This window comes from Streptomyces sp. NPDC058964 (assembly GCF_042741275.1).
In the GTDB taxonomy this organism is placed as follows: domain Bacteria; phylum Actinomycetota; class Actinomycetes; order Streptomycetales; family Streptomycetaceae; genus Streptomyces.
The window spans coordinates 1,418-6,715 of sequence record NZ_JBHYKH010000499.1; the positions used below are offsets into that span (position 1 = coordinate 1,418).

At 69.5% G+C, this 5,298-nt stretch carries 5 protein-coding genes; 3 read left to right on the forward strand and 2 right to left on the reverse strand.

What is annotated here, in order from left to right; genetic code table 11:
• Positions 1-188: 188 nt before the first annotated feature.
• Positions 189-1,550, reverse strand: a complete 1,362-nt coding sequence (glnA, locus tag ACFW2E_RS38315; RefSeq protein ID WP_384474103.1) for a type I glutamate--ammonia ligase — start codon at positions 1,548-1,550, stop codon at positions 189-191.
• Positions 1,551-1,886: 336 nt separating this feature from the next.
• On the opposite strand from glnA, the gene ACFW2E_RS38320 reads away from it, so the two are divergent.
• On the forward strand, positions 1,887-3,074 hold the full coding sequence (locus tag ACFW2E_RS38320) for a globin domain-containing protein (protein WP_384474106.1): 1,188 nt from the start codon (positions 1,887-1,889) through the stop codon (positions 3,072-3,074).
• A gap of 24 nt (positions 3,075-3,098) precedes the next feature.
• On the opposite strand, the gene ACFW2E_RS38325 is transcribed toward ACFW2E_RS38320, so the two are convergent.
• Entirely contained in the window at positions 3,099-3,539 is a 441-nt protein-coding gene (locus tag ACFW2E_RS38325; RefSeq protein WP_384474109.1) for an RrF2 family transcriptional regulator, read from the reverse strand.
• A gap of 145 nt (positions 3,540-3,684) precedes the next feature.
• Between ACFW2E_RS38325 and ACFW2E_RS38330 the strand changes: the two genes are divergently transcribed.
• Both ACFW2E_RS38330 and ACFW2E_RS38335 read left to right on the forward strand, forming a co-directional pair.
• Positions 3,685-4,350 carry a DUF3105 domain-containing protein gene (locus ACFW2E_RS38330; protein ID WP_384474112.1) on the forward strand — a complete coding sequence of 222 codons (666 nt, stop codon included), beginning with the start codon at positions 3,685-3,687 and terminating at the stop codon, positions 4,348-4,350.
• Entirely contained in the window at positions 4,347-4,970 is a 624-nt protein-coding gene (locus ACFW2E_RS38335) for a DUF305 domain-containing protein (protein WP_384474115.1), read from the forward strand. Before ACFW2E_RS38330 ends, ACFW2E_RS38335 begins: the two co-directional genes overlap by 4 nt.
• The last annotated feature ends 328 nt before the right edge of the window (positions 4,971-5,298 follow it).

Below are 5,298 nucleotides of genomic sequence, written 5' to 3' on the forward strand. Positions count from 1 at the left end.
GGCCAGGGCACCGTCGGCCGCTTCGGTGTCGGCGTCGCCGCCGTACTCGCCGTCACCGACGTACCCGCCGTAGTGGGCCGGCACGGAGGCGGCCGCTGGTCCCACGACGCTCCCCCTGGCCTCGCCGCCGCCGCCGCCCGCCCCCCCCCAGGGTGTCGAAAAAGCGGGAAAACCGCCCCGACGTGTGCTTACAGCACCGGCAGGTTCTTGCGAAGCTCGAACGCGGTGACCTCGGAACGGTACTCCTCCCACTCCTGGCGCTTGTTGCGCAGGAAGAAGTCGAAGACGTGTTCACCGAGGGTCTCGGCGACGAGGTCGCTGCCCTCCATGAGGGTCAGGGCCTCGCCGAGGTTCTGCGGGAGGGGTTCGATGCCCATCGCGCGGCGCTCGGCGTTGGAGAGCGCCCAGACGTCGTCCTCGGCGCCGGGCGGGAGCTCGTAGCCCTCCTCGATGCCCTTGAGGCCCGCCGCCAGGAGGAGCGCGTAGGCCAGATACGGGTTCGCGCCCGAGTCGAGGGAACGTACCTCCACACGCGCGGAGCCGGTCTTGCCGGGCTTGTACATGGGCACGCGGACCAGGGCCGAGCGGTTGTTGTGGCCCCAGCAGATGTACGAGGGCGCCTCGCCGCCGGCGCCCGCGGTGCGCTCGGAACCGCCCCAGATGCGCTTGTAGGAGTTGACCCACTGGTTGGTGACGGCCGAGATCTCCGCCGCGTGCTTCAGCAGGCCCGCGATGAAGGAGCGGCCGACCTTGGAGAGCTGGTACTCCGCGCCGGACTCGTAGAACGCGTTCCGGTCACCTTCGAAGAGCGACAGGTGGGTGTGCATACCGCTGCCGGGGTGCTCGGAGAAGGGCTTCGGCATGAACGTGGCCTGCACACCCTGCTCCAGCGCCACCTGCTTCATGACCAGGCGGAACGTCATGATGTTGTCCGCCGTGGACAGGGCGTCGGCGTAGCGCAGGTCGATCTCCTGCTGGCCCGGCGCACCCTCGTGGTGGGAGAACTCCACCGAGATGCCCATCGACTCCAGCATCGTGATCGCCTGGCGGCGGAAGTCCATGCCGATGTTCTGCGGGGTGTGGTCGAAGTAGCCGGAGTTGTCGGCGGGCGTCGGGCGCGAGCCGTCCAGCGGGCGGTCCTTCAGGAGGAAGAACTCGATCTCGGGGTGCGTGTAGAAGGTGAAGCCCAGGTCGGAGGTGCGGGCGAGGGCGCGCTTGAGGACGTAGCGCGGGTCCGCGAAGGACGGTGAGCCGTCCGGCATGAGGATGTCGCAGAACATGCGGGCGGTACCGGGGGCCTCGGCGCGCCACGGAAGGATCTGGAAGGTCGACGGGTCCGGCTTGGCGATCATGTCGGACTCGTAGACCCGGGCGAAGCCCTCGATGGCGGAGCCGTCGAAGCCGATGCCCTCGTCGAAGGCCTGCTCCAGCTCGGCGGGGGCCACGGCCACGGACTTGAGGAAACCCAGGACGTCCGTGAACCACAGCCGTACGAACCGGATGTCGCGCTCCTCCAACGTCCGGAGCACGAACTCCTGCTGCTTGTCCATCTTCCGCTTCCCCATCCTTGCTGGTCAGGCCGCCTGTTCCCGGTAGCACGAGAGGCGGTCGGGCACCTGAGCATCCCACCACAACAGCGTTTCGTGCGCGTTGCGGACCATGATCGGCCGGCCGTCCCGGGACCGAACGCCTCACGTACAGCAGGTGTACTGCTCTGCTGCCCATCTTGCCTGTTCGGGCCGACATCCGTAATGGCCGATCCGCTTCGCAGGTGAGCGACGCCACTCCCATTTAATTTGCATCTCAGATGCAAGTTTAAATAGCGTGCCGATCAGTGCCGATCAGTGCCGATCCATCCCGGGTCCGGCCAGTCACGAGGAGTTCCGATGCTGTCCGAGCCGTCCGCAGCCACCGTCCGCGCCACCCTCCCCGCCGTCGGCGCCGCCATCGGCGAGATCACCGAGCGCTTCTACGCGGGGCTGTTCGCCGCCCACCCCGACCTGCTGCGCGACCTCTTCAACCGCGGCAACCAGGCCGCGGGCACCCAGCGCCAGGCGCTGGCGGGATCCATCGCCGCCTTCGCCACGTACCTCGTGGACCACCCGGACCAGCGGCCCGACGCCATGCTGGGCCGCATCGCCCACAAGCACGCCTCGCTCGGCGTCACCCCCGAGCAGTACAAGGTCGTCCACGAGCACCTGTTCGCCGCGATCGTCGACGTGCTCGGCGAGGCCGTCACGCCCGAGGTCGCGGCCGCCTGGGACGAGGTCTACTGGCTGATGGCGAACGCCCTGATCGCCATCGAGAAGCGGCTGTACGAGGAGAGCGCCGACGAGGCCGGGTGGCGCGAGTGGGAGGTCGTCGAGCGGGTCACCGAAACCCCCGACGTCGTCACCTTCCGGCTGCGGCCGGCCGACGGCGGCGCGGTGCGCGACTTCCGGGCGGGCCAGTACGTCTCCGTCCGCGTCGCCCTGCCCGACGGCGCGCGCCAGATACGGCAGTACAGCCTCTCCGGGACGCCCGGCACGTCCGTCCGGCAGATCAGCGTCAAGCGCGTGCCCGGCGGCCCGACGCCCGAGGGCGAGGTCTCCAACCACCTGCACGCGCGCGTGGCGACGGGCGACGTGGTGGAGCTCTCCGCCCCCTACGGCGACCTCGTCCTGGACGACGCCCCCGGCACCCCCCTGCTGCTGGCCTCCGCCGGCATCGGCGTGACCCCGATGGTCGCGATGCTGGCGCAGCTCGCGGAGAACGGACACGCCTCCCCGGTCACCGTCGTGCACGGCGACCGCTCCCCCGCCGACCACGCGCTCCGCGACGACCACGAGGCGTACGCGGCCAAGCTGGCGGACTCCCGCGCGCACTTCTTCTACGAGGAGGACGCCGGACCGGGCGCCCGCGCGGGACTGGTGGACCTCGAGGGCATCGGCGTGCCGGAGGGCACGCGCGCGTACCTGTGCGGCCCGCTGCCGTTCATGCGCACGGTGCGCTCCCAGCTGATCGGCCGGGGTGTGGCACCGGCCGACATCCACTACGAGGTGTTCGGGCCGGACCTCTGGCTCGCCCGGGGCTGACGGCCGACGGCCGGGGCCCGGTCCTCAGGACGGGGGACGGCCGGAGATGCTCAGCAGCAGCGGGCCGGTGGGGTCCGCGACCATGTCCGCCACCGTGACCGGGTCCAGCGTCGCGTAGAACGCCTCCTGGGCCCGGCGCAGTGCGCCGCGCAGCCGGCAGGCGGAGATCAGGGGGCAGGGCGTGGACCCCTCGCACTCGACCACGTCACCCTCGCCCTCGAAGGCGCGCACCACGGCACCCACGGACGCCGTACGCCCCTTCTCGCTGAGCGCGAGCCCGCCGCCCCGGCCGCGGCGGGCGTCGACGAGGCCGAGGTGCTGGAGTTCGGCCACCACCTTCGCGGCGTGCGTGTACGGCACGTCCATGTCCTCCGCGACCTGACGGGTCGTGGGAGTGGAGTCCCCGGCGACGGCGAGCCGCATGAGGACGCGCAGGGCCAGATCGGTGGAGCGCAGCAGACGCATACCGGAGAGCGTAAATAATGTGCATCCGGCATTCAAATTTTCTTTTCCGTGCCCTCCCTGCGGAAGGACAGCGCTTCCCCATTACGATCAGCGGGCCCGGCCTGTCCCGTCCGTCCCGTCACTTTCCCCCAGAAGGACACCACCCATGGGTTCCGCCAAGAACAGCAGCAACGCCGCCCGCAAGGCGCGCATAGAGGAGATGCGACGCACCGAGAAGGCTCGTGAGCGCCGCAACCGGCTGCTCACCGTCGCCGCGAGCGTGGTGGTCGTCGCAGGCCTCGTCGTCGGCGGTGTCGTGGTCGTGAACTCGCAGAAGGACAAGGACGGCAGCGCGGCGAGTGACTCCAAGACCTCGGGCCACTTCGTCACGGGCAAGGACGGCGTGAAGACCTGGAAGGGCACGCTGGGCCGCACCCACGTCACCACGGACGTGCACTACCCCACCGAGCCCCCGGTCGGCGGCAACCACAACCCGGTCTGGCAGAACTGCAACGGCGACGTCTACACCAAGGCGCTCAAGAACGTGAACGCCGTGCACGCGCTCGAGCACGGAGCGGTCTGGGTGACGTACACCAGCAAGGCGGCGAAGAAGGACGTCGACGCGCTGGCGGCGAAGGTGAAGAGGACGCCGTACACGCTGATGAGCCCGGACGACAAGCAGAAGGACCCGATCATGCTCACCGCGTGGGCGCACCAGCGCACGGTGACGAGCGCGACCGACCCGAACGTGGACAAGTTCTTCGCGGAGTTCGTCCAGGGCAAGCAGACGCCGGAGCCGGGCGCGGCCTGCACGGGCGGTCTGTCGCAGTGAGGCACCTGGGACTGATCGCGGGGGCCGCGGCGGCAGCGCTCGTCGCGGCCGGCGCGATCACGTACGCCGTCGCCGAGGACGGCGGCTCGGGCGCGAGCACGCCCACCGCCGGCTCGGCGGACGCGGGGTTCGCGCGGGACATGGCGGTCCACCACCAGCAGGCCGTCGAGATGTCGTACATCGTGCGCGACCGTACGAAGAACGAGGAAGTACGGCGGCTCGCCTACGACATCGCGCAGACGCAGGCCAACCAGCGGGGCATGCTGCTGGGCTGGCTGGATCTGTGGGAGCTGCCGAAGGTGTCGGCGGATCCGCCGATGACCTGGATGGGCATGGGTGACATGTCGTCCGGCAAGGACGGCGCCCTGATGCCGGGCATGGCGACCAACTCCGAGATGAAGAAGCTGGGTTCCCTCAGCGGCAGGCAGGCCGAGGTCTTCTACCTCCAGCTGATGACGGACCACCACAAGGGCGGCATCCACATGGCCGAGGGGTGTGTCGCCAAGTGCACCGTCGGCGTGGAGAAGAAGCTCGCGCAGGGCATGGTCGACGCACAGCAGTCCGAGATCCAGCTGATGGCCGACATGCTCAAGGAGCGTGGCGCCAAGCCCCGTTCGTAAGCCGGACGCAAGGACGAAAGCCCCAATTCACCCCGGATGACGATTCCTTGGGTTTCTCTTGACTTTTGCGTTCCCCTGGCATGAACGGTTCATCGAAAGAGTGGCCCCCATCGTGTGATCCATTCCCGGGCCGATACCGCCGCGGGCCCGCGGCCGGATCCACGACGTGACAACCACTACATGCATGCGAACCGCATCGCAGGGGGTTCTATGAGATCCAACCGTGCCAAAGCGCGCGCCGGAGTGAGCATGGCAGCGACACTGCCCATGATCGCCGGTGCTCTGGCGCTCGGCATACCCGCGGCGCACGCCGCGGACAACCCGGGCC